At 59.3% G+C, this 24724-nt stretch carries 21 protein-coding genes; 7 read left to right on the top strand and 14 right to left on the bottom strand.

Annotation, left to right across the window (positions count from 1 at the left end; translation table 11 throughout):
- Positions 1-3: 3 nt before the first annotated feature.
- Entirely contained in the window at positions 4-711 is a 708-nt protein-coding gene (locus CLM71_RS19745) for a YggS family pyridoxal phosphate-dependent enzyme (RefSeq protein WP_105232507.1), read from the bottom strand.
- Positions 712-731: 20 nt separating this feature from the next.
- Between CLM71_RS19745 and CLM71_RS19740 the strand changes: the two genes are divergently transcribed.
- The 5 genes from CLM71_RS19740 (at position 732) to CLM71_RS19720 (ending at position 8868) form a co-directional block, all read left to right on the top strand.
- On the top strand, positions 732-1724 hold the full coding sequence (locus CLM71_RS19740) for a type IV pilus twitching motility protein PilT (RefSeq protein WP_105232506.1): 993 nt from the start codon (positions 732-734) through the stop codon (positions 1722-1724).
- A 144-nt stretch (positions 1725-1868) separates the two neighbouring features.
- Positions 1869-2501 (top strand): response regulator transcription factor, encoded by a 633-nt coding sequence (locus CLM71_RS19735; protein ID WP_158684837.1) that lies wholly within the window; start codon positions 1869-1871, stop codon positions 2499-2501.
- A complete protein-coding gene (locus tag CLM71_RS19730) occupies positions 2494-6033 on the top strand; it encodes a transporter substrate-binding domain-containing protein (RefSeq protein ID WP_105232504.1) in 3540 nt (1179 codons plus the stop codon). Before CLM71_RS19735 ends, CLM71_RS19730 begins: the two co-directional genes overlap by 8 nt.
- 104 nt (positions 6034-6137) lie before the next feature.
- The gene (locus tag CLM71_RS19725) at positions 6138-6578 is read left to right on the top strand and encodes a DUF1090 domain-containing protein (protein WP_105232503.1); all 441 of its coding nucleotides are present in this window, start codon (positions 6138-6140) and stop codon (positions 6576-6578) included.
- Positions 6579-6702: 124 nt separating this feature from the next.
- On the top strand, positions 6703-8868 hold the full coding sequence (locus CLM71_RS19720) for a fimbria/pilus outer membrane usher protein (protein WP_105232502.1): 2166 nt from the start codon (positions 6703-6705) through the stop codon (positions 8866-8868).
- Here CLM71_RS19720 and ruvX read toward each other — a convergent pair.
- The 6 genes from ruvX to CLM71_RS19690 all read right to left on the bottom strand — a co-directional run bounded on the left by ruvX (position 8828) and on the right by CLM71_RS19690 (position 13143).
- Complete coding sequence (gene ruvX / locus CLM71_RS19715) at positions 8828-9253, bottom strand: Holliday junction resolvase RuvX (RefSeq protein WP_105232501.1); 426 nt, start codon at positions 9251-9253, stop codon at positions 8828-8830. The two genes, CLM71_RS19720 and ruvX, sit on opposite strands and share 41 nt — an antisense overlap.
- Positions 9253-9816: a YqgE/AlgH family protein gene (locus tag CLM71_RS19710; protein WP_105232500.1), complete on the bottom strand. Its 564-nt coding sequence runs from the start codon at positions 9814-9816 to the stop codon at positions 9253-9255. The genes ruvX and CLM71_RS19710 overlap by 1 nt, the downstream gene beginning before the upstream one ends.
- 110 nt (positions 9817-9926) lie before the next feature.
- Positions 9927-10877 (bottom strand): glutathione synthase, encoded by a 951-nt coding sequence (gshB, locus tag CLM71_RS19705; protein ID WP_105232499.1) that lies wholly within the window; start codon positions 10875-10877, stop codon positions 9927-9929.
- Positions 10878-10890: 13 nt separating this feature from the next.
- Positions 10891-11622 carry a 16S rRNA (uracil(1498)-N(3))-methyltransferase gene (rsmE, locus tag CLM71_RS19700; RefSeq protein ID WP_105232498.1) on the bottom strand — a complete coding sequence of 244 codons (732 nt, stop codon included), beginning with the start codon at positions 11620-11622 and terminating at the stop codon, positions 10891-10893.
- Positions 11623-11743: 121 nt separating this feature from the next.
- The gene (endA, locus tag CLM71_RS19695; protein ID WP_105232497.1) at positions 11744-12439 is read right to left on the bottom strand and encodes a deoxyribonuclease I; all 696 of its coding nucleotides are present in this window, start codon (positions 12437-12439) and stop codon (positions 11744-11746) included.
- Positions 12440-12615: 176 nt separating this feature from the next.
- The gene (locus CLM71_RS19690; RefSeq protein ID WP_105232496.1) at positions 12616-13143 is read right to left on the bottom strand and encodes a SprT family zinc-dependent metalloprotease; all 528 of its coding nucleotides are present in this window, start codon (positions 13141-13143) and stop codon (positions 12616-12618) included.
- Between the two features lie 372 nt (positions 13144-13515).
- Here CLM71_RS19690 and fumA point away from each other — a divergent pair, with 372 nt between their 5' ends.
- A complete protein-coding gene (gene fumA, locus CLM71_RS19685) occupies positions 13516-15162 on the top strand; it encodes a class I fumarate hydratase FumA (protein ID WP_015673783.1) in 1647 nt (548 codons plus the stop codon).
- A gap of 92 nt (positions 15163-15254) precedes the next feature.
- Here fumA and CLM71_RS19680 read toward each other — a convergent pair whose 3' ends face one another.
- The 6 genes from CLM71_RS19680 to CLM71_RS19655 form a co-directional block, all read right to left on the bottom strand.
- Complete coding sequence (locus tag CLM71_RS19680) at positions 15255-16652, bottom strand: sugar porter family MFS transporter (RefSeq protein WP_105232495.1); 1398 nt, start codon at positions 16650-16652, stop codon at positions 15255-15257.
- 305 nt (positions 16653-16957) lie between these two features.
- A complete protein-coding gene (locus CLM71_RS19675) occupies positions 16958-17932 on the bottom strand; it encodes an XdhC family protein (RefSeq protein WP_105232494.1) in 975 nt (324 codons plus the stop codon).
- Between the two features lie 4 nt (positions 17933-17936).
- Positions 17937-18506 (bottom strand): NTP transferase domain-containing protein, encoded by a 570-nt coding sequence (locus CLM71_RS19670; protein ID WP_105232493.1) that lies wholly within the window; start codon positions 18504-18506, stop codon positions 17937-17939.
- 161 nt (positions 18507-18667) lie between these two features.
- Positions 18668-19618 carry a family 43 glycosylhydrolase gene (locus CLM71_RS19665; protein ID WP_105232492.1) on the bottom strand — a complete coding sequence of 317 codons (951 nt, stop codon included), beginning with the start codon at positions 19616-19618 and terminating at the stop codon, positions 18668-18670.
- Positions 19619-19629: 11 nt separating this feature from the next.
- The gene (locus CLM71_RS19660; RefSeq protein WP_105232491.1) at positions 19630-21030 is read right to left on the bottom strand and encodes a glycoside-pentoside-hexuronide (GPH):cation symporter; all 1401 of its coding nucleotides are present in this window, start codon (positions 21028-21030) and stop codon (positions 19630-19632) included.
- Between the two features lie 225 nt (positions 21031-21255).
- Complete coding sequence (locus tag CLM71_RS19655; protein ID WP_105232490.1) at positions 21256-22476, bottom strand: MFS transporter; 1221 nt, start codon at positions 22474-22476, stop codon at positions 21256-21258.
- 171 nt (positions 22477-22647) lie between these two features.
- On the opposite strand from CLM71_RS19655, the gene CLM71_RS19650 reads away from it, so the two are divergent.
- Positions 22648-23265, top strand: coding sequence for a TetR/AcrR family transcriptional regulator (locus CLM71_RS19650; protein ID WP_105232489.1), 618 nt, complete (start codon positions 22648-22650; stop codon positions 23263-23265).
- A gap of 62 nt (positions 23266-23327) precedes the next feature.
- Here the strand turns inward: CLM71_RS19650 and CLM71_RS19645 are convergent, their stop codons facing one another.
- Positions 23328-24704 (bottom strand): amino acid permease, encoded by a 1377-nt coding sequence (locus CLM71_RS19645; RefSeq protein ID WP_105232488.1) that lies wholly within the window; start codon positions 24702-24704, stop codon positions 23328-23330.
- Positions 24705-24724 lie beyond the last annotated feature (20 nt).

Genomic DNA, 24724 nt, shown 5'->3' with positions numbered 1-24724 from the left:
CTGTCAGGCCTGCGAATAATCACGGGCACCAAAAATCGCGGTGCCGATGCGTACCAGGGTACTGCCGGCGCTAATCGCCGCGGACATATCATCAGTCATGCCCATCGACAACGTATCCGCCTGCGGGTGCTGCTGCTGCAACTGCAAAAAGGCCTGCTGCATCCGGCCGAAGACCTCCAACTGCCGCTGAGGATCTTCCTCCGGTGCCGGGATAGCCATCAGGCCGCGCAGCGTCAGGCGCGGCATGGCGGCGACGGCCTGCGCCAGCTGCGGCAACTCGTCCAGCCCGATGCCGGATTTGCTCTGTTCATCGCTGATGTTGATCTGGATTAACACATTGAGCGGCGGCATTTCGGCCGGACGCTGGTCGTTCAGCCGCTGGGCGATCTTTGGCCGGTCGACGGTGTGGCACCAGGCGAAGTGTTCGGCCACCAGACGGCTTTTATTGGATTGCAGCGGGCCGATAAAGTGCCACTCCAGCGCCGCGCCCTGCGGCTGCGTGCTGAAATACTGGATTTTTTCGACCCCTTCCTGCACGTAGTTTTCGCCAAAGGCGCGCTGCCCGGCATCGATGGCTTCTGCGATCGCCGCTACAGGTTTGGTTTTGCTGACTGCAAGCAGCGTCACCTCTTCCGGAGCGCGTGCGCAACTTTCGGCAGCGCGAGCAATACGGCTCCTGACATCCTGCAGATTCTGTTGGATAGTGCTCATTTTTGGTCCGGGAGATAGATATGGATATCGATGAATTTGTGGCCCTTAGTGTAAAGCATAATGCTTCCGATCTGCACCTTTGTACCGCCCAACCGTTGATGATGCGCATCGATGGTGAACTTCAGCCGCTGGCGGGCGACGCCGTTCTGCCCGCAGAAGACATGCAACGGCTGTGTGCGGCGCTGCTCGACGAGCGCCAACTGCGGCAGCTGCGACGAACCGGTCAGTTGGATTGTGCCTTGACGACCACGGGCGGGACGCGGCTGCGCGCCAACTTTTTTTATCAGCGCACCGGCGTGTCGCTGGCGCTGCGCCGCATTGCGGAACGCTGCCCGACGCTGGAACAGCTGCAGGCGCCGGCGATTATTCCGGCGCTCACCGAGCGGGAAGAGGGGCTGATTCTGGTGACGGGAGCGACCGGCAGCGGCAAGTCCACCACGCTGGCGGCGATGATCGACCATATCAACCGTCATCAGCGGCGGCATATATTGACGCTGGAAGATCCGATCGAATTTATCCATCACAGCGCGCAGTCGCTGATTCAGCAGCGTGAACTGGGCCGCGATACCCGCAGTTTCGACGCGGCGTTAAGCGCGGCGCTGCGCGAAGATCCTGACGTTATTCTGGTGGGTGAACTGCGCGACAGCGCCAGCATCCGGCTGGCGCTGACCGCGGCGGAGACCGGGCATCTGGTGCTGGCGACGTTGCACACTCGTAATGCTCCCCAGGCGGTTGAACGGGTGATCGACGTTTTTCCGGCGGAGGAGAAAGCCTACGTGCGTGCCCAACTGGCCAGCGGTTTACAGGCGGTGATTGCGCAGAAATTACAGCGCAGGGTCGGCGGCGGCAGAACGGCGGTGTTTGAGATCCTGACGGCGACGCCGGCGGTAAGCAGCATGATTCGCGAGGGAAAAACGCATCAGCTGGCCAGCGTATTGCAAAGCGGCGCGCAGGCCGGCATGCAAACCTTTGCTCAGGGCATACAGCAACGTATTGCGCAGGGAATTTTATAATGACACAATCCTGACGCGAGAATGATAATATGGACGTTGTTAATTTTTATTTTTAATTTGGCTGTCGTTCTCCCCTGTGATTATTAATTTCACGGGGCGCATAGCCATACGCGGATTATCTTGCCCATGAATAAGGATGTTCTTATGGATACCTGGCTGGTTGTTGACGATCATCCGGCAATCTGTTTCGCCGTCAAAACAATGCTGGCGCAGTTAGGTGATAATGTAATTATAACGGCGAACAGCGGCACTGACGCGCTGGCGAAAATAAAAGAGCACCGCCCCGGCATGGTGATTCTGGATATCATGCTAAATAAAATGGACGGCCTGCAGGTTCTCCAGCGTATTCGTCAGCTGAACAGCGCCATCAAGGTTATCGTCTATACCGGACTCCCGGCGGAGAATTACGCAGAGCGGGCCATGCGCGCAGGCGCACGCGGATTCTTTCATAAAGATCAGGACATCAGCCAGCTGGTGCCGCTGTGTCAGCTGGTACTGCAGGGCTATGCCTGCTTTCCTTATGATGCGGTAACGCCGTTGTTTAATACTGCGGAGCGGAATAGTAATGCGTTGGCGCGCCTGTCCGATCGTGAATTAACGGTATTACGCTATTTGTCAGAGGGCTTGAGTAATAAGGATATTGCCGACAGGTTGTTGCTCAGTAATAAAACAATCAGCACTTATAAGAGTCGTCTGATTGAAAAGTTTAATGGCAAATCTTTGGAGGAGGTTTATGCGCTATTGAACGAGCAGGGAAGCACGGAAAATAATGGCTAAATATATATTATTATTTTTATCGCTGTTTTCCGCTTGCGTATATTCCGTCACGCTATCGCCAAGCCGGGAAATCAATTTGGTCAGCCGTGGGCAGGTGCAATTGGCGGATCCCGACCTGAGCAGCGATGACTGGCTGTGGCTGCGGCGTAAACGCGTATTGGTATTCGGCCTGGCGGCGCCGCACTATCCGCCGTTTGATATCACCAGCGGCGCCAATGATTATGGCGGCATCAACGCCGATTACCTCGGTATTCTCGCCTATAACCTCAATGTGCAGATCAAAGTGCGTTACTACGAAAATGACGCCGCTTTGCGGCAGGATCTGCAAAAGGGCGTGGTTGATATGATCGGCAACGTGGCGGCAATGGGGCAAGAGGAGCCCGGCCTGCGGCTGACCAAAGCCTATGTGCCGGCAGCACCTGCGCTGGTGCTGCGCACCGACAGTCTGCTGCGCTTCCAGCCGCTGAAGGAGATTGCCATTGAAAGCCAGTATCGTAATAACCCGCGCATTCTGCAGCGTTTTCCCGTAGCCGACTATCAGAGCCTGGACGTTCCCCGCCGTGCGCTGGAGGCGCTGTCGTTCAAAAAACTGGATGCCTTTATCGGCGATGCGACGGTCGCCCGCTACCTGATTAATCAGGGGAATCTGAACAACCTGCGCATTCAGCTGCTGCCGCCGCAGGAGGTGCGCGGTTTTTCCTTTGGTCTGGCGGCGGACAACGAACGCCTGCAAACAATCCTCGACGCCGTGCTGTCGATCATTCCTGAAAGCACGCAGGCGGAGATTCAAAGCCGCTGGAACGGCGGCATTCCGATGTCGCAGGGGGGAGAGCACCTGCTGCTGACGTCGCTGGAGCGTAAGTGGGTCGAGGATCATCCGCATGTGCGGGTGGTGGTCAACGGCGACTTTCCGCCGCTGAGTTTCTTCGATGTGCAGGGCGGTTTTCGCGGGTTAAGCGCCGATGTGATGGATGCCATCTCCGATCGCACCGGCCTGAAGTTCGATATTATCCGTGCCCGTTCTCTCAAGGATTCGCTGAATGCGGTTCACGCCGGTAAGGCGGACGTGGTGGTGGGGCTGACGCTGGATTCCGTCTGGCCAAACGGCCTGATGACCACCCGTTCTTTTCTGGTTAACTCCTGGGTGCTGGTGGGATTGGCGAGCCAGAAGGCGCAGGGCGATCCGCAGGTGATCGCCCTGGTCGACGGCCATCCGCTGCAGGCGTTCCTGCAGGAGCGCTATCCGGAGAGCCGTATCATCAGCGTAGACTCGCCGCAGGCCGGAGTTGACGCGGTGAAAAAGCACCGGGTGTCGGCGCTGGTGCTGCCGATGATTAGCGCGGATTTCTTCCTCGCGCATGAGCAACCCGACGGGCTGCATATTCTGGAATCGCTGGATACCGAACCGGCGCACTTCGTGATTGGCGTCGCCGGCACCGAATATCCGCTGGCGACCATTCTGGATAAGGCGCTGCTCAATATACCACCGGAAGATATCCATGCCATGACCAGCAACTGGTATAACAATACCTACCTGCTTGAGGGGGCGCAAAGCAGCGGCAAGCGCTGGTTTCGTTACTATCCCGCGCTGCTGTTCGGCACCAGTCTGATGCTGATTTTGCTGGCCACGGCGTATTTCATCAGCCAGATGCGCAACAAGCGGCAACTGACCCGCCGCTGCCAGCTGGTGATGGACGCCGTGCCGCTGCCTATCTATATGACCAATCTGCAGGGGCAGATCGTGATGGCGAACGCGTCGTTTTACCGCGCCATCGGCGCTACGGCGCCGCAGATTATCGGCACCTCGCTGGATGATATCCCGTTGGGGCTGCCCGGCGCGTCAGATATTGCGCTGACCGACGGCGAGAAGGGCAAGGGGATGTTCGTCACCCGCTATTTACAGATGGGCGAGCAGCGGCACACCCTGCAGCAGTGGAATTCGCTGTGGATCACCGAAGGGCGCCGGGCGGAGGGGAAAATAGGCGGCTGGTTTGACGTGACCGAGCGCGATCGCCTGATCGAGCAGTTGCGCCAGGCGAAAGAACATGCCGACCGCGCCAACCGCGCCAAAACTACCTTTCTGGCGACGATGAGCCATGAGATACGCACGCCGCTGAATGCCATTATCGGCATGCTGGAACTGCTGCTGAACCGCCAGCCGGGCGATGAGCCGGCGGATATCGAGCTGCTGGGCGTGGCCCATGAGTCGGCGCACTCATTGCTGACGCTGATCGGCGATATTCTCGATATTTCGCGTATTGAAGCGGATCGTCTGGTGCTGCACCCCCAGCGCGCCGACATCCGGCGGCTTATCGAGTCGATGGCCATGCTGTTTGACGGCGTTGCCAGACAGAAGGGGCTGGATTTCAGGTTGGAAATCGATGCGGAAATTACCGGCGACGTACTGGTCGACCCGGTACGTTTCAAACAGGTGCTGTCGAATCTGGTGAGCAACGCGATCAAATTTACCGAACAGGGGCAGATCACCTTAAGCGCGGTGGTGGAGAAGGTCACCAAAGAGCATTTTGATCTGCGCCTGCAGGTTTCCGACACCGGCAAAGGCATCGACGCCCGCACGCTGGGACGACTGTTCCGGCCGTTTACCCAGGGGCAGAACGACGTCGGCGGCGCGGGGCTCGGCCTGTTTATTTGCCGTAAGCTGGTGGCGATGATGGGCGGTTTTATCAGCGTGAACAGTGAGGTCGGGCTGGGCAGCGAATTTACCGTGGCGCTGTCTATGGCGCGCCTGCGGCGGATGGACGTACAGCCGCAGAGCAACGATACGACTCCCCGGCCGGAGCGGAGCCTGCGGGTGCTGGTGGTGGAAGATCACCATGCCGGGCGCATGTTGCTGAGCCGCCAGCTGACGTTTCTCGGCCACTGCCCCACGGCGGCAGAGGATGGTGAACAGGCATTGGCGCTGCTGGAGCATTCCCCGTTCGATCTGATTATCACCGACTGCCATATGCCTAATCTGGATGGCTATAGCCTGAGCCGCCAGATACGGCTGAATGAGCGTGAGCGGCATCTGGCGCCGTCAATTATCTGGGGCCTGACCGCCAACGCGCAGGAGAGCGCACGCGAAGCGTGCCTGCGGGCCGGCATGAACGATTGTCTGTTTAAACCGGTCAATCTGGCGATGCTGCAGAAGACGTTGCAGCGTCTGCCGGTGAGCACGCCAGCAGCGGCGCACCAGGAGGCGATTTTCGCCAGACTTCCGGCGGAGCTGCAGCAGCCGGAGGTACTGCAGGAGTTTATCGCCACCCTGTTAAGCAGCCTGCATGAGGATGGCGACCGGCTGCGTAAGGCGCTGCGGCAGCAACCCGTGCCGTGGGACGACGTTCAGGCACTGGCGCACAAGCTGGCGGGCGCCGCACGGTTGTTGCATGTCGATGCGCTGGACCGGGCGTGCCGGGCGTTGCAACAGACCAGCGAGATGGCGCTTGCCGGGCGGGTGCTGGATGAAACGGAACGTCTGGCGTCACGGCTTGAGGGACTACAGGATAATCATCCTTTCCTACAGCGTGATTAAGATGCCGTTGGCTTTTAAGGTAAGCGGCAAAATTTTAGACTTGTTGTGGACAGGAAGGGGAGCATCGGGCTCTCCGAGTCCATGTAATATTTAAGGATAATATCATGAAAAAAATGACTAAAATGGCAATCCTGCCGGTAGTAATGGCGCTGGGCGTTGGTTTCTCTTCCATGGCGTCTGCCGCTTATAACTGCGACGCTAAGCGTTCTGCTATTGAATATCAAATTCAGCAGGCGGAAAGATACGGCAACTACAACCGCGTAGCCGGCCTGAAGCGTGCGCTGAGTGAAGTCAACGCGCGTTGCTCTACCGGTAGCGCTGTAGTTGACGTGCAGAAGAAAGTCGAAAAGTTAGAGCGTAAGCTGCTGGACAAGAAAGAAGACGTCCGTGATATCAAAGCCGACCTGCGCAAAGCACAGGCAAAAGGCGACGCGAAGAAAGTGGCTAAATATCAGCGTAAGCTGCGTGAAAAGCAGGCTGAAGTTAAAGAAGTGGCCGCTGAACTGCGTCAGGCGAAAGCTGAACTGGCGGCAGCACGTAAATAATCCGATAGACAGCGTTCACGCATGGAAAGCGGCGAACAGTCTAGTGAGAAGCGAGGCGCTACTATGCGCCTCTTTTTGGCGTTGATAAAACGCCGGAATCGTGTGGTTGATACTCAAGGAACGAATGAAACCCGCCCTGCGCTTTACCCTGCTTCCTCTGGCGCTTGCCACCACTTGCGCGCAGGCGGAAGTGAACAAAATTTACCTTATCTTTAACGATACCTATAAAGGCCGCGCTGCAGTTACGCTGGATGCGGCGGGTATGCCGTGCGTGACTCCTACCTTGCTCAGCGAGTGGGGCGTACGGGGAAAACTCGCCGCAGGGCTGGCGACCTCGGCCGATGGCTGCGTGTCGGCCGACGAACCCGGCGTGCAGTTCTTTTATGAACCGGTATCACAACTGCTGACGGTGGACGTTTCACCGCGGATGGTCGGCGGCGGCGATATCAGCCATCGTTGGGACGACGGCGTTAACGCCGGTTTTATCGACTATCAGCTTAACTACGGCCACTATGCCGCCGAGCGTTATCGGGACGCCGAACGGCGCTATAGCCTGTTTGCGGAATTGAACACCGGCCTGAACCTGGGGGCATGGCGTTTGCGTTACCAGCCGGTCTATCAGAAAGACGCCTGGGGCCAGCCAAGCTGGCATACGGAAAAAGCGCTGGCCTATCGCGATCTGAAAGCCTGGCGCGCATTGTTGAGCATCGGTGATAACAACACGCCGTCGACCCTGTTTGATAACGTTAAGTACCGTGGCATCCAGCTGGCGTCGGACGATCGGATGCTGCCGGAGAGCCTGCGGCAGTTTTCGCCGTGGATCCGCGGTATGGCGCGCAGCAACGCCGAGGTTAAAGTGCGGCAAAACGGCGAGGTGATTTACCAGACTTTTGTATCCCCCGGCGCGTTTATTCTGAAGGACGTGTATCCCCCGGATCCCGATGGCGACATTAGTGTGACCGTGCGTGAAAGCGACGGAACGGAAACCGAGCGCAAACTGCCTTACTCCGCGATGCCGAATCTGGTGCACGGCGGCAGGCTCAAGTACGACCTGACGCTGGGTAAATACCAGCCCTATTTTGGCATAGAACAGCAGCAGCCACAGTTTGGCCTGCTGTCCGCCAGTTACGGCCTGCCGGCGAAAACCACGCTGTATGGCGGCATATTGCTGTCCGGGCTGTATCGCAGCGCCGCCGTGGGCGTGGGGAAAAGCTTCAACCAGTGGGGGGCGCTGTCGGTGGATTACAACTATGCCGCGGCGCGTCAGCCGCGTCGTTCTGCCGACGATCGCGGCGGCATGTGGCGCCTGCGTTACGCCAAGGTAATCCCGTCCTGGGAGTCATCCGTCAGCCTGCTGGCGCAATATTATCCGCGGCAGCGTTACCGGACGTTTGGCGACGGGGTAGAGCAGCAGACGCTTTACTGGTGGGATTGGGATGACGATATGTTTATCGGCGATTTCGACGCCGAGAAAAAGTACCGTCTGGAGGCACGTTACAATCAGTACTTCTCCGAGTCGGACAGCCTGTATCTGACGCTGGCGCGTGAGGCAATGCGCGGCCAGGATAAAGGTGAAACCAGCGTAGAGTTGGGGTACAGCGCCACCTGGGGCGCGGTTGACGTCAATCTGTATGCGGAATACAGCCGCAGGAATTACGGCAAAGAGCAGGGGCAGGTCGGGCTGTCGCTTTCAGTACCGCTGGGCAAACTGGCGCTGCCGCGTATGAAGTTGAATTACGACCACCGGCTGGCGAAAAACGGCGCCGGCAGCCGGCGGGTCGGCGTCAGCGGTACGCTGCTGTCGGATTACAGCCTGAGTTACGATCTCAGCACCAGCCAGAGCCAGAGCTATGGCAGCAGTCAGGATGCCAGCGCCAGTTATCAGTACAACGCCGGTTCGCTGCGTCTCGGCTATGCACGCGGTCGGAACTATCGCCAGCAGAATGTCGAGCTGGCCGGCAGCCTGATGGCCCATGCCGGCGGCGTGACGCTGGGGCAAACGCTGGGGGAAACCATGGCGATCGTACAGGTGCCCGGCTCATCGGGTATCGGCGTCGACAACCAGTACGGCGTCACTACCGACTGGCGCGGCTATGCGGTGGTCAGCACGCTGACCCCTTATCGGATTAACCGGCTGTCGTTGGATACCTTTGAGCTGCCCGACGACGAAGAATTACCGCAGCCGGAAATCGAGGTGGTGCCGACGGCGGGGGCGATCATGTTCAGCCGCTTCGCGCCGGCGCAGAAACTTACGCTCCCAGATGCTGCTCGAACCAGCTCTCCAGAATAACCACCGCCGAGGCGGAATCCACGCTGCCTTTATCCAGCGCGCGGAAACCGCCGCGGTCAAACAGATGCGAACGCGCTTCCACGGTGCTCAGCCGCTCGTCATGCAGCTCCACCTGAACGCCGAAGCGGCCATGCAGGCGGTTGGCGAACTTGCGCGCCCGGGCGGTCAGCGGCTGTTCCGTGCCGTCCATATTGAGCGGCAGGCCGACGATGACCAGATCCGGCTGCCACTCCTGCAGCATTTTTTCGATTTTCTGCCAGTCCGGCGTGCCGTCCTGTGCTTTAAACGCCGCCAGCGCGCGTGCGGTGCCGGTAATTTCCTGACCGATGGCCGCGCCGATGCTTTTGGTGCCGAAGTCAAAGGCGATGAGGGTGCGGTTGCTCATCAGGCATGTCCTGCATGGTTGGCGATGCTGCGGATATCGACGCCGAGACGGTTGGCCGCTTCACGCCAGCGGTTGGCGATCGGCGTGTGGAACAGGATTTCGCTGTCGGCTTCTGCGGTCAGCCAGGCGTTTTCCAGCACCTCCTGCTCCAACTGGCCTTTTTCCCAGCCGGCATAGCCGAGGGCGACCAGCACTTCCTGCGGCTGCTCCGGGGTGCCCAGCGTCTCCAGCACGTCTCGTGAGGTGGTGATCATGGTCTCCGGCGAAATCTGAATGCTGGCGTCAAAGCCCGGCTGCGGCGTATGCAGAATAAAACCGCGGTCGTCCGCCAGCGGGCCGCCGGCATACACCGGTTTATCCAGGCTGATGGCCGGGTCGCGTTCGGCCGGTGCAATCTTCAGCTTATCCAGCACGCTTTCTACCGTAAACTGTTCCACAGGTTTGTTGATCACCAACCCCATGGCGCCTTCTTCGTTATGCTCGCAGATGTAAATCACCGAGCGTTTGAAACGGGGATCCTGCATGGTTGGCATGGCGATAAGAAAGTGGTGCTGTAAATTCATGTCGGTCTGTCGATTATTGAGTAGGGTGGATAGTGGCGCTGTCGCACCAATCAGGGCGCAAACGACGCAAAATCGGCAGCGCGGGCGATAACGCCGCGCTGCCCGTCAGCTTAACGCGTAGCCAGACGTTTTTCGATAGCATCCATCAACATACCGGTGATGGAGATCGGGAAGGCTGCTTCGATTTCACGCACGCAGGTTGGACTGGTGACGTTGATTTCGGTCAGGCGGTCGCCGATCACGTCCAGGCCGACGAACACCAGGCCTTTTTCTTTCAGCGTCGGCGCGACGGTACGGGCGATCTGCCAGTCGCTTTCGCTCAGCGGGCGAGCTTCGCCGCGGCCGCCGGCGGCCAGATTACCTCGGGTTTCCCCCTGCGCCGGAATACGCGCCAGGCAGTAAGGCACCGGTTCGCCGTCGACCACCAGAATGCGTTTGTCGCCTTCTTTAATTGCCGGCAGGAAGTTCTGCGCCATGCAGAAACGGCTGCCGTGTTCGGTCAGCGTTTCGATAATCACCGACAGGTTCGGGTCTTCCTGCTTAACGCGGAAAATCGATGCGCCGCCCATGCCGTCCAGCGGCTTGAGGATAATGTCGCCGTGCTGCTGGTGGAACTTGCGGATGTGCGCGGCGCTGCGGCTGACCAGCGTATCCGGCGTCAGCTCCGGGAACCAGGCGGTGAACAGTTTTTCGTTGCAGTCGCGCAGGCTCTGCGGTTTGTTGACGACCAGCGTGCCTTTGACCTCTGCACGCTCCAGAATATAGGTCGCGTAAATATATTCGGTATCAAACGGCGGATCCTTACGCATCAGGATCACGTCCAGTTCCTGCAGCGCCAGATCCTGCTCGGTGCCGAAGCTGAACCAAGACTCTTTGTCTTCCTTGACGCTCAGTACGCGCGTGCGGGCGCGGCCATCGCCGGCATGCAGATAGAGATCGTCCATCTCCATATAGTGCAGCTCCCAGCCGCGGCGCTGTGCTTCCAGCAGCATGGCGAAGCTGGTGTCTTTCTTGATGTTGATGGATGAGATGGGGTCCATCACTATGCCGAGCTTAATCATTGTTCTTTCTCCTTTAACCCAGATCGCCGAAACGCACCTGGAGGGCGGTAATTGCGGTGAGCGCGGTAGTTTCGGTACGCAGAACGCGTGGCCCCAGCAGGATATCGGTAAATCCATGCCCGGAGGTCATTGCTATTTCATCGGCGGACAGGCCGCCTTCCGGCCCGATCAGCAGGCGGACGTGGTTAACCGGCAGCGGCAGCGTATTGATACTGTGGCTGGCGCGCGGATGCAGATTCAGTTTCAGGCTGTCGTCCTGCTCGGCGCACCAGGCTTCCAGCGCCATGGCCGGGCGGACTAGCGGAATACGGTTGCGGCCGCACTGTTCGCAGGCGGCGATGGCGATTTTTTGCCACTGCTGGAGTTTCTTTGCCAGGCGTTCGCCGGACAGCGAGACGCCGCAGCGTTCGGAAAACAGCGGCGTAATGGTATTCGCTCCCAGCTCGATGGACTTCTGGATGGTGAACTCCATTTTGTCGCCGCGTGAGATGACCTGGCCGAGATGCAGGTTCAGCGGCGATTCGCGATCTTCCAGCCGGCCGTCGCCGGTGCGCACCCGTACGCTTTTTTTATCCGCCTGGGTGATTTCAGCGTCGAACACCTGGTTGCTGCCGTCAAACAGCTGCAGCGCCTGGCCCGGGCCCATGCGCAACACGCGCCCGACATGGTTGGCCGCGTCTTCGCTCAGGGCGACTTCTGAATGGGAACTCAGCGGTTCCGGGTGATAGATGCGAGGTATGCGCATAATGACGTTCTAATCCTGACGAAATTCGCAGCCGAAGCGCTGCGTCCTGAAAGACCAAGAGTATATACCCAAAGGCGGCCGAGCGGCAGCGGCGCCGTTGCCGCTGCTCTATGCAGACTATTTAGCTTTTGCGCTGCTGGCAAGCCTGCTGAATATACGGGTTATGGTTTCCCTGTACCTTAGCGATGCGTGCCTCGCGGCGACATTCCCAGTCGCTGACCGGGTACTGACGGTTCCACACCTCAAACAGCCGGGTCTGCTGGCGTGACAGACGCAGCCGGTAGCGATCGCGCATATAGAAATAGGTGCGGGCGATGGCGCCGCGGGCGCGGGCCGGCGGTTCCGCCTGTTTGTGTTTGAAGTCGACCTTCATCGGACACTGGCCGTATTGGCCTTCACCGCCGCGCCACTGGCTGTACATAAAGTTACTACGGTCGCCGTTCACTTCGCCGATCGCCGGCTGCAGGTTGTGCAGATCGGTTTCGATTTTGCGGTATGCCGGATCCTTGTTGCAGTTTTTACGCCCGCCGTCGCGCCAGCACTGCAGCTGGTGGCCGAACTGCCAGGCTGGCACCACGTGTTCCCATTCGATTCGGCCGGCGCGCTGGGCATTTTTACGCGGCTGAAAGCCGCAGCCGTGGAGGTCGGGGATGCCTTTCTTGCCGTGCCACTGAATTTGGCAGCCGCAGTAGAAGCTGCCGGGGGCGTCCTGATTGATTTTGACCGCTGCCGCTTTGGCCTGGGAGAAGTTGTTGATGCCATGCGCGTTAACCGCGCCAGAAATGAAAACCATTGCGAACAAAATTTTGCGAAGCATATTCCAAAACAGCTCAAAATCAGAAAAGCACGCAGGGTAGCGGAAGTCGCAGGCAGTGGCAAATCAGGCTAATTATTTGTTTATCCGGCAGACTTGCCGGCGTTATGCATAGCGAGCCGTGCCGGCCGCTGGCGGAAAGCGGCGGCCGGAAGCGAGGTGAGGAATGGCGAAAAGTCTCAATCGCGCAGTTCGCGTGTTTCGCCGGCGGAGAAGACCAGTTTTTCGCCGCAACGGCGGCAGCGGTACTCGCTTTCGCCGCGCTGGATGCGGTTATGGCGACGCACCGTCAGCTGATGCAGCTGGCAGCGGCACTGGTAAGGGAAGGTTTTGCTCTGCACCGAGGCGATGCCGAATTGATGGGTGCGGCTGGCCGGCGTCTGCAGCACTTCTTCCATCATCCAGCGCCATTCGCGGCCGTGCGGCGCTGCCGCCTGACCGAAACGGCGGAATACCAGCAGGTGCGCCAGTTCGTGCGGCACGACTTCATCAATAAACGACTGCTTGTTTTCCATCAGCAGCACCGGGTTAAGGCGGATCTCCCAGTCTTGCAGCCAGGCGGTGCCGGCGCTGGTGCCGCGCTGCTGGTAAACGACCTTGGGTTCCGGAAATTCTTCGGCAAAATGTTGCCGGGCCAGCTGCAGTTTTTCCCGCAGGCAGCGCATCACTGCTTGTTGCAGTGCGATAGGGATTCTGATTTTGTTCATCGCCGCTAGCATAGACGCGGCGCGCGGGGCTGGCAATATGCCTCAGGATGAAAAAAGCGTATCGGTTTATGTAGGCTTACGTGCTTTTTTCACCACAATGATAAGCCGATCGGGCGGTGCGGATTGTAATCAAGGTGTTAACTGCGGGATAATAAAACGTGCCAGATAAGTCTGTACCCGCAGTTCTCACAGGACGTGGTCGAAAAAGCTCAAACGGCGTTGCACCCGCGATTCAGGGGCGTTTTGCGATTTAGCGCAATAACCGGCTACCTAAAAATAAGTAAGGTGTGGTGAGTTTTTTTGACGCAGCGACCCGAGTCATGCGCTGAAAGTGTGAATTTAACGCAGCTAATTGTTGCAAGTGAGAGATAAATGTCGAATAAACCGTTCCATTATCAAGATCCGTTTCCACTGAAGAAAGACGATACCGAATACTATCTGCTAAGCCGCGACCACGTTTCCGTCGCAGAATTTGAAGGGCAGGAAGTCCTGAAAGTTGCACCGGAAGCCCTGACCCTCCTTGCCCAGCACGCCTTCCACGACGCCTCATTTATGTTGCGCCCGGCGCACCAGCAGCAGGTCGCCGATATCCTTGCCGACCCGGAAGCCAGTGAAAACGATAAGTACGTTGCGCTGCAATTTCTGCGTAACTCAGAAATCGCCGCCAAGGGTATTTTGCCGACCTGCCAGGATACCGGCACCGCGATCATCGTCGGTAAAAAAGGCCAGCGCGTCTGGACCGGCGGCGGCGATGAAGCAGCGCTGTCGCGCGGGGTGTACAACACCTATATCGAAGACAACCTGCGCTACTCGCAGAACGCCGCGCTGGATATGTATAAAGAGGTGAATACCGGCAGCAACCTGCCGGCGCAGATCGACCTCTACAGCGTCGACGGCGACGAATACAAATTCCTGTGTATCGCCAAGGGCGGCGGTTCCGCGAACAAAACCTATCTGTACCAGGAAACCAAGGCGCTGCTGTCGCCGGGTAAACTGAAAGATTACCTGGTGGACAAGATGCGCACCCTGGGCACCGCGGCCTGCCCGCCGTACCACGTGGCCTTCGTGATTGGCGGCACCTCCGCCGAAGCGACGCTGAAAACGGTCAAGCTGGCTTCCACCAAGTATTACGACGGCCTGCCGACCGAAGGCAATGAGCACGGTCAGGCGTTCCGCGATGTGGCGCTGGAAGAAGAATTGCTGAAAGAAGCGCAGAATCTGGGGCTGGGCGCGCAGTTCGGCGGTAAATATTTCGCGCACGATATCCGCGTGATCCGCCTGCCGCGTCACGGTGCGTCGTGCCCGGTCGGCATGGGCGTATCCTGCTCCGCAGACCGCAATATCAAGGCGAAAATCAATCGCGACGGCATCTGGCTGGAGAAACTGGAGCATAATCCGGGCCGCTATATTCCACAGGAACTGCGTCAGGCGGGCGAAGGGGAAGCGGTGAAGGTGGATCTGAATCGTCCGATGGCCGAGATCCTCAAGCAGCTGTCGCAATATCCGGTGTCCACGCGCCTGTCGCTGAGCGGCACCATCATCGTCGGCCGTGATATCGCGCACGCCAAGCTGAAAGAGCGTCTGGAGCGCGGTGAAGGGCTGCCGCAGTATGTGAAAGACCACCCGATTTACTATGCTGGCCCGGCCAAAACGCCGGACGGCTATGCTTCCGGTTCTCTGGGGCCGACCACCGCCGGGCGAATGGACTCCTACGTGGATCTGCTGCAGTCCCACGGCGGCAGCATGATTATGCTGGCGAAAGGCAACCGTAGCCAGCAGGTGACCGACGCCTGTAACAAACACGGCGGCTTCTATCTTGGCAGCATCGGCGGCCCGGCGGCGGTGCTGGCGCAGCAGAGCATCAAGAGTCTGGAGTGTGTGGAGTACCCGGAACTGGGGATGGAAGCCATCTGGAAAATTGAAGTGGAAGATTTCCCGGCGTTTATCCTGGTGGATGACAAGGGCAATGACTTCTTCCAGAAGATCCAGAGCTCTCAGTGCACCCGCTGCGTGAAATAACGCGGCTGAAATAAAAACGGGGACGGGCTGCGCGCCCATCCCCGGATAAGGTTTCCCATAAGGGCGCGGCGGATGTCGCGCCCTTATCTGTTTTAGCGTGAGCCGATATCGCGCAGTGCTTTGCCGGACATCAGATTACGCTCGATCTGTTCCAGAGAAATGTTTTTGGTTTCCGGAATCAGCACGATGGTCAGTACGATAAACAGCAGGTTCAGTGCGGCGTATACCCAGAAGGTGTGTGCACTGCCCAGGCTGTTCAGCATGGTCAGGAAGGTGGCGCCGACAATCATATTGGCGATCCAGTTCACCGCCGTGGAGCAGGTGATGCCGAAATCGCGGCCTTTCAGCGGCTGAATTTCCGAGCAAAGCACCCAAATCAGCGGGCCGGCGCTCATGGCGAAGCCGACGATAAACATCAGCAGCATCAGGACGGCGAAGTACTGTGCGGCGGTGCTGGCGATGCCGATGTTCATCATGGTGCCGAGTACGCCCATACCGACCGCCATCACCAGGAAGCCCAGTTTCAGCGTCGGCTTGCGGCCCCAGCGGTCAACCAGCCCGATGGCGATAAAGGTCGCCAGCACGTTGACCAGACCGACGATCACCGTGCCCCACATTTGCTGCGCGGTGCTGGCGAAGCCGGCCAGATCGAAGATTTTCGGCGCGTAATACATGATGACGTTCATGCCGGTGAACTGCTGCATAACTTGCAGCAGAATGCCGAGATATACCGCGCGGCGGAAATTCTTGTTGTCTTTAAACAGCGACCAGCCGCCCTGTTTGATCTTCAGGCTTTCGCGGATTTCATCCATTTCCGCCTTGGCCTGTTCGGTGGTGTCGCGCAGCATGTCCAGCACTTGGCGCGCCTCTTCATGCCGGCCGCGTGACGCCAGCCAGCGCGGGCTGCGCGGCAGGAAGAACACGCCGATCAGCAGTAGCAGCGCCGGGATGGTGATGACGCCCAGCATCCAGCGCCAGGCGCCGCTGTAGCTGAACGCAGTATCCGACAGATAGGCCGCCAGAATACCGATGGTGATCATCAGCTGGTACATGGAAATCATACTGCCGCGGATGCGCTCCGGCGCGATTTCCGACAGGTACAACGGCGCGGTGAACGAGGCGATGCCGACGGCCAGCCCCAGCAGAACACGGGAAACCACCAGCACTTCGACGTTAGGGGCGAAGGCGGAACACAGCGATCCGATGACAAACAGCACGGCGCCGATCATCAGGCTGTATTTACGCCCCAGCCGATAGGAGAGCCAGCCGCTGCCGACCGCGCCGACCGCCGCGCCGAACATCATGGAACTGACCACCCACTCCTGTTGGTGCGCGGTGATCTGGAACTCATTGGTAATAAACGGCAGCGCACCGGCGATAACGCCGATATCCAGGCCGAAGAGCAGACCCGCCAGTGCGGCGAGGAAACAGACAAAGAAAGTCATTTGGGCATTTGACCGGCTTTTGCCTGTGGTTGTTACGGTACTCATAACGCCTCCAAAAGGGGGATGTAAAACGCCGAGTGGCTTTGGGGGATAATGTTATTGATCATGATGATGGTTAAAAGTGCGCCGGATCACATTAATGTAATCGCTTACATCAGTGGGGGCTTTTGAGAGGATTCCAATCGCCTAGTAAATAAAGATAAAAGCCACTATAGCCAGCCATAGGCGGTCATATTACGGTACTTTTATTGTAATCGTTTTCAATTTGGGGGGGCAGACGCGCTCCCAAATCAACCAGGGGGAAGCGCTCCCCGCCCGGTTCAGGAGAAATTATGCCATGAGAGAGGGGCTCAGTCCGAGGAAGGACGGATATTTTTTTGTTTCACAATATCAGCCATGACCGCCAGAGCGATTTCCGCCGGGGTTTTGCTGCCCAGCGGCAGGCCAATCGGCGCGTGAATGCGGCTTAGCTGCTGCGGATTAAATTCGGCAATGTTTTGCAGCCGCTGGCGACGGCGGGCGCTGTTCTGGTGGGAACCCATCGCGCCGATATAAAACGCCGGGGTATGAATAGCTTCCATCAGCGTCAGATCGTCCATACGCGGGTCGTGGGTCAGTGCGACCACGGCGGTATTGCCGTGGCAGCCGCCTTCTTCAATAAATTTGGCCGGAAATTGCCGCACCAGCGTGACCGACGGCGTTAACTGGGCGGCGAAGTTCTCCAGCGCCTCGGGACGGTTTTCACACACCAACACTTCAAAACCCAGCGCGGCGGCGAAGTCGGCGCAGTACAGCGCCACGCTGGACAGGCCGGCGATCAGCAGGCGCGGCGCGGCGGCGATATGCAGGACGATCTCCTCACCGCGGCGTTCAACCTGCATTGCGCTGGCAAAGGGAGTTTCTTCCAGCACGGTGCAGGCGTGCGGCAGCGTCAGGCGTTTGAGCAACGCGTGATGGCCGTCCAGCGCCGCAGCCATCTGCGCCAGGTAGTGAATGCTATGTTCACCGGCCGGCAGGTACTCAATCAGCACCTCCAGTACGCCGCCGCAGGGCAGCGCCACGTTCGGCGTCAGGCCGCCTTCGCCGTAGCGCACCACCTGGCTGGCCGCCTGATAGTCGCCGGCGGCGATGCGCTGCAGAAAATCCTCCTCCACGCAGCCGCCGGAGAGCGAGCCGCAGTAGCGGCCATCGGCGCCGGCCGCCATCAGCGCGCCGGGCGATCGCGGCGAAGAGCCGTAGGTGGCCAGCACGGTGCACAGCCAGACCGGCTGCTGTTGCAGCCAGGACATGGCCTGACCGACGACGGTGATATCGAGATGTTGCATGGAGCTACTCGCTGTCCGCTAACTGAGAGGGAAGATCAATATCCTGTACGATGCCCGGGTTATCAACTGAAATCAGGTGCACTTCCTGGTCAAACAGCACGGAACGTCCACCGTCATCGCCGCGCAGGGCGCACAGCGCGTTGCGCAGCGTAGCGGAAAAGCCGACGGGATGCCCCGGGCGCCCGTTAACGCAGGGGCGGGCGATCGCATATTTTTGTAGCGCCGCTGCGGTTTGCCTGAATATTTCAGCAGGCACAAAGGGCATATCCGCCAGATGGATTAGCCAGCCGTCCCACTGCGGACGGGCCGCCACGCCGGCGGCGATGGATTCCCCCAGCCCGCGGCTGTCCAGCAATACCGTCTCGACGTGATGTGCGGCGCAGTGCCGGCGTACGGGCTGATTGTCCGGCCGGGTCACCACGACCAGCGGCAGGCCGCTGGCCTGCGCCTGCTGCAGCGTCTGGGCGAACAGGGTGCGTTCGCCCAGGGGCGCATTCAGTTTGTTTCCGCTGCCGCCGGCCCGGATAAAGCGTTCACTGCGTCCGGCGGCGGCAATCACAATACCTGTCGTCATATTGATCACCTGTTTTGGCTATAGGCATATGCCAACAGCGTTAGGGTAAGCCGGAGCCGCTTATGAAACGGCGCCGACTACAAAAGAAGGGAATCATTATGAATATTGTAACCTGTCACGGCGTCATTTTAGTCACCGCGCCGTAACGGCGGAAGGCGGCATCACTGATTATCCGCCGGTGGTTCGCCAAACAGCGGCATGCCCTGTTCATCCCAGGACAGGGTTTTGATGCGCGTATGCCGGTTAGGGTCGTACAGCGGATCGCCGTCAATTTCGGTGTAGTTGCGTGCGTGGTACACCAGCACGTCGTTGTTGTCCTCATCCTGGGTAAAGCTGTTGTGACCGGGGCCGTACTGGCGGTTGTCGTAACTGGTGCGAAACACCGGCTGCGGCGACTTATGCCATTGTGCCGGGTCGGTCAGGTCGGCGTCGATATCCGCCCACAGCAGCCCGAGACAGTAATTCTCGTCGGTGGCGCTGGCGGAGTAGCTGATGAAAATCCGCTGCCCGTGGCGGATCACCGCCGGCCCTTCGTTCACCCAAAAACCCCGCGTCTCCCAGGGCAGTTCCGGCTTGCTGAGCATCACCGGCTCCCCTTGCAGCGTCCACGGGTTGGTCATTTCCGCCAGATACAGGTTGGAGTTACCGCGTATGGCCGGATCTTTTTGCGCCCACAGATAGTAATGCCTGCCGCGGTGGTTAAAGTAGGTGGCGTCAAGGGAGAAGCTGTCGAGATGGCTGTGAATGCGTCCTTTCTCCTGCCATTCGCCGGTGAGCGGATCGGCGTCGCTGCAAGCCAGTGCGAACATGCGGTGCTGAAACAGGCCGTCCTTAATCTCCGGGCTGTGGGCGGCGGCGAAGTAGATATACCAGACGCCGTCGATCACATGCAGCTCCGGCGCCCAGATCAGGGCGCTCATCGGCCCGCTGGCCGGTTTGCGCCAGACGACGTGCGGCGTGGCCTGCGCCAGACCTGTCAGGCTGGTGGCGCGGCGCAGCTCCAACCGGTCGTACTCCGGCACCGATGCGATAAAGTAGTAGTTGCCGTCGCTGTGGCGCAGGATAAAGGGATCGGCGCGTTGCGTAATCAGCGGGTTGGGATAGGTTTTCATCGTTTTCTCTCTTAGCTGTGCCGGGTTTCAAGCTGGCGCTCACGGTAGTCGGCCAATTCCTGGTAGTTGGCGCGGCGCTTGGCCAGATCGCTTTGGATTTGCCGCATCAGGTCGCGGTCCACTTTCAGCAGCCGCACCACGCCGGCGGTGATCAGGTAGCCGATACCGGGAATGACGGTAAACAGCAGGACGATGCAGTTAAGCGCGCCGGCGCTCTGGCTGGCGGCGTCCGCCTGGTAGCCGGACAGCGACATCAGGAAGCCGACCATCGCGCCGGCCACCGCCAGCCCCACCTTCAGGAAGAACAGATTACCGGAAAAGCTGATGCCGGTGATGCGTTTGCCGGTTTTCCATTCGCCGTAGTCATCAACGTCGGCCATCAGAGACCAGTGCAGCGGCGACGGGATTTGGTGCAGGATATTCAGCAGGAAATAGGCCACCACGATGGTCCAGGTCAGCTGCGGGTTGAGGAAATAGAAGGCGCAGGAGAACAGCGCCAGCGCGATATTAGTCCAGAAGAATACCTGAAGTTTGCAAAAGCGGTCGGTGAGCGGTTTGGCCAGCGCGCTGCCGATCATCATCCCGACCACGCCGAGCGCGATGAACAGGCTGGCGAAAGACGATGACTGTTGCATCACATAGGTGACGTAGTACATGGTGGCCGCCATGCGGATAAAGCCGGGGCAGACGTTGCAGAAGGTCAGCAGCAGAATGCGCACCCACTGATCGTTTTTCCAGACGTCTCGCAGGTCGGCTTTCAGCGCGTCGTTGGTCGGCACCGCCGGGCGGATACGCTCTTTGACCGTCGCGAAGCAGAACAGAAACATAAACAGCGCCACCAAAGCCAGCACGCCCATTGCCATCTGATAACCGCGCGCCTTGTTGTCGCCGCCGAACCAGTCGGCCAGCGGCAGCAGCGTCAGCGACAGCAGCAGGGTGGCGATGCCGACCATGATAAAGCGGTACGACTGGCAGGAGACCCGCTCGTGCGGGTCGGCGGTGATGACGCCGCCCAGCGAGCAGTAAGGAATGTTGATGGCGGTATAGGTCAGCGACATCAGAAAATAGGTGGCGAAGGCATAGACCACCTTGCTGTTATAGCTCCACTCGGGGGTGGTGAACATCAGCACGCTGAACAGCACATAGGGCAGGGAGATCCACAGCAGCCAGGGGCGGAAGCGCCCCCAGCGGCTTTGGGTGCGGTCGGCGATGGCGCCCATAATCGGATCGGTGACCGCGTCCAGCACCCGCACCGACAGCAGCAGAATGCCTACCAGCGCCGGCGTCAGGCCAAAGATGTCGGTGTAAAAATAGTTGAGGAACAGCATGATGGCGCCGCCAATCATATTGCACCCGGCGTCCCCCATGCCGTAACCGATCTTTTCTTTTATCGAAAGGGCATTGCTCTTCATGGACATTTTCTCCGTGCTGACAGGATCAGACTCAATGATCATGATTATTGTCTTGTCCGACGCTGTCTGGTCAGGAGCTGATGGTTATAGAGCTGGACAAACCTGCCATGGCGGAAGAAGTGTGAGCTTGTTAGCAAACTTGACCCGGAGAAGGGACGGCAGAAGCCGGTGGCCCATAGAAGAGAACACGGCGTGAGCCGTGTTTTTTCAGGATGGCGTGGGCATTCAGTGGCTCACGATATGGGAACTGCCGAGACGATGTCCCGGTTTGAAAGCGTATTCACGGGACGACCAGGCGATGGCGAACGCAACGGCCAGCAGGATCAGCAATGCCCAGGGGAAAACGCTGGCCTCCCAGGTATCAAGCAGCATGCCGCCGATCACGCCGCCGCCGGCGATCGCCGAGTTCCAGGCCACCACATTCATGGAGAGCGCCACGTCAGCGCCGTCTCCCGCCGCATCGGCCAGCGCGGTTTGCAACAGGGTTGCCGCACCGCCGAACGTGATGCCCCATACGATCACCCCCAGATAAATCACGGCGGGATCTTGCGCACCGACGCCGAAGGCGAACGCGGTGAGCGCGAAGGCGGCGAGACTGGCCAGTACCGTGGCGCGCAGGTGGCGCTCCACCAGCCGGCCGGTGATCCAGATGCCGGCGAGCGCCGCTGCGCCGAAGGCGAACAGCACCAGATCGATTCGGTCAGCCATTCCCGCCGGCGCGATAAACGGAGCGATATAGGTATAGAGAATGTTGTGCGCAAGCATCCAGGTGATTACCACTGCCAATACCGGGCGTACACCGGGCGTGGTGAAGACCCGGCGCAGCGGCATGTGTTGATGGGCGGACTGGCCGGGGTAATCGGGGACTTTGGCGTATACCCAGACGATCAGCAGCAGCGTCAGGGCCGACATGATCCAGAATGCGCTGCGCCAGCCGATTGTCGATCCCATGAAGGTCCCCAGAGGCACCCCCAGAGAGAGAGCGATTGGGGTTCCCACCATGGCGATGGCCAGGGCGCGTCCTTGCTGATAAGGCGCGACCATCCGCCGGGCGTAGCCGGCCAGCAGGCTCCAGGCCAGCCCTGCGGCGACGCCGGCAAAGAAGCGGGCGACCAGCGTGACGGCATAGTGGGTAGATAGCGCGGTGGCTGAGTTGAAGAGAAGGAAGCCGATGATAGTCAGCAGCAGGACGTTACGCCGCCGCCAACTGCGTGTTGCGATCGTCAGCGGGATGGCGGCCAGCAGTGAGCCCAGCGCATATGCCGTCACCATTTGCCCGGTCAGCGCCGGATTGACGCCGAGTCCCTGACTGATTTGCGGTAGCAGGCCTGCAGGCAGCGTTTCGGTCACGATACAGATAAATCCCGTCATGGCCAAAGCCAGCAGGGCGGCGACGGGCAGGCGGGCGGCGGTGGCCGATGTCGCCTGAGTGGATGAGTGATTCACGCAAAAGATCCTTTCGACGATGAGAAGGTTCCGGCGTCGCTTGGTGCCGCCGGCGTCTGAAGCATATCGATATATATACCGATCGGTATAAATGTAATCATCATCGTCGCTGCGTTGTCAATAAATTATATATCGATTAGTATATATATCGTAAAAGATAAGGAGTCAGCGATGGCGCAAATGGGACGTCCCCGCAGCTTTGACCGCCAGCAGGCCATCGAACAAGCGATGCACCTGTTCTGGGAGCAGGGCTATGAATCAACCTCGCTCAGCCAGCTAAAGGCGAGCATTGGAGGTGGTATTTCCGCCCCGAGTTTCTATGCGGCTTTCGGGTCGAAAGAGGCGCTGTTCAACGAGGCGGTGCAGTGTTATCTGGAAAGCTATGCGCGTGTGACGGATTGTCTTTGGGACGACGCGCTGGCGCCGAGAGAGGCCGTTGAACTGGCGCTGCGTCAGTCGACGACCATGCAGTGTGAGCCGGGGCATCCGAAGGGGTGTATGGTTGCTTTCGGCGTCATGAGTGCGCCGACGCCCGCGCATGCCGACGTGGCCAAACCGCTGGCGGAATCGCGTGCGCGAACGTATGCCGGATTTATCCGCTGCGTCGAACGTGCCATTGCCGCCGGCGAGCTGACGGCGAGCACCGACGCCCGGGCGCTGGCGACTGTATTCAACAGTTTTTTGCTGGGCATCTCAACGTCAGCTCGGGATGGTGTTGACGTAGCGACCTTTCAGGGAGCTATTGCCGAAGTGATGAAAGTCTGGGACGCGCTGCGTAAGCAGGCGTAGCGGGCGGGAAAAGGCGTGATATGAAACAGGCCCGCCGTGGCGGGCCTGCGGCAGAGATGAAATCAGCGCGTGGCGCTGCCGAGCGCCCGCTGGCTGCGCTGCTTGATGGCGTAGCCAATCGCCAGCACCGCCACCCAGAGCGGGATCAGCAGCACGGAAATGCGAATGCCCGGCGTCAGATACATAATCACCAGAATACCGGCCATAAACAGCAGGCACAGGTAATTGCTCAGCGGGTACCAGAACGCCTTGAACTTCGGCTCCACGCCTTCACGGCGTTTTGCCGCGCGGAATTTCAGGTGGGCCAGGCTGATCATCGCCCAGTTGATCACCAGCGCGGACACGACCAGCGCCATCAGCAGTTCAAACGCGCGCCCCGGCAGCAGATAGTTAATCAGCACGCAGAATGCGGTCGCCAGCGCCGAGACGCCGATAGCGACGATCGGCACGCCGCGCCCGTCCACTTTCAGCAGGCTTTTCGGTCCGTTACCCTGCTGCGCCAGGCCGTACAGCATGCGGCTGTTGCAGTAGACGCAGCTGTTATACACCGACAGCGCCGCCGTCAGCACCACGATATTCAGCACAGTTGCCACCAGGTTGCTGTTCAGCGCGTGGAAGATCAGTACGAACGGGCTGCCGCCTTCTACCACTTTGCCCCACGGGTAGAGGGAGAGCAGAATCGTCAGCGAGCCAATATAGAAGATCAGGATGCGGTAGATCACCTGATTGGTGGCTTTGGGAATGCTTTTGGCCGGATTATCCGCCTCGGCGGCGGTGATGCCGACCAGCTCCAGGCCGCCGAAGGAGAACATGATCACCGCCATCGCCATCACCAGCCCGCTGACGTCGTTCGGGAAGAAGCCGCCCTGCGCCCACAGGTTGCTGACCGTGGCCTCCGGGCCGCCCATGCCGCTCAGCAGCAGGTAGGCGCCAAAGACGATCATGCCGATAATCGCCACCACCTTGATAATGGCGAACCAGAACTCCAGTTCGCCATATACCTTGACGTTGGCAAGGTTGATGGCGTTGATCGCCAGGAAGAACACCGCGGCGGAGACCCAGGTGGGGATCTCCGGCCACCAGTACTGTACATAAATGCCGACCGCCGTCAGTTCGGCCATCGCCACCAGCACATACAGCACCCAGTAGTTCCAGCCGGAGGCGAAGCCGGCAAAGTTGCCCCAGTATTTGTAGGCAAAGTGGCTGAACGAGCCGGCGACCGGCTCTTCAACCACCATTTCACCCAGCTGGCGCATAATTAAAAAGGCGATAAAGCCGCCGATAGCGTAGCCCAGGATAACTGACGGCCCGGCCATTTTTATTGTTTGCGCGATGCCCAGAAATAGCCCGGTGCCGATTGCGCCGCCTAAGGCGATAAGCTGAATATGGCGGTTCTTCAGCCCGCGTTTCAGTTGGTCGCCCTGTTGTTGACCATCCATCAGTGTTTACCCTCTGTCGT

It is taken from the genome of Serratia sp. MYb239 (assembly GCF_002966855.1).
GTDB lineage: Bacteria > Pseudomonadota > Gammaproteobacteria > Enterobacterales > Enterobacteriaceae > Serratia_B > Serratia_B rhizosphaerae.
The sequence above is the reverse complement of the archived record's forward strand: the minus strand, read 5'-3'. Positions and strand labels throughout refer to the sequence as shown.